The following is a 328-nucleotide window of genomic DNA, read 5'->3' as shown; positions in this document are numbered from 1 at the left end:
CACTATGTAACACGCAGTTCTCAGGCAGTGTTGGCAGCTGATCAAGTGTGTCTAAGACAAAGTCTGTGTCCTGCTTATCGCCAATCGTAAAAGCAATCACTTCTCCATTGTATAAATCTAATATACTTGAAAGGTACAATTGTTTCTGTCCATAAGGCAAATATGTGATGTCCGTTACTAGTTTTTCAAGAGGGCGATCAAATTTAAAGTTCCGATCCAATATATTATCGACTACGGCATATGGCTGCCCATTCTTCTTGCGCTTTTTCACCTTAACCTGGCACTGCCATTGATTTTTCTGCATAATACGTTGAACCGTTTTATGGTT

1 protein-coding gene is annotated in these 328 nt (G+C 39.6%); it reads right to left on the bottom strand.

Annotated elements, in window-relative coordinates; genetic code table 11:
• A partial coding sequence (locus tag AC0C66_RS21590) for a DDE-type integrase/transposase/recombinase (protein WP_472973710.1) occupies positions 1-328 on the bottom strand: 328 nt, incomplete at both ends.

It is taken from the genome of Bacillus sp. VA13 (assembly GCF_055710085.1).
The sequence above is the reverse complement of the archived record's forward strand: the minus strand, read 5'-3'. Positions and strand labels throughout refer to the sequence as shown.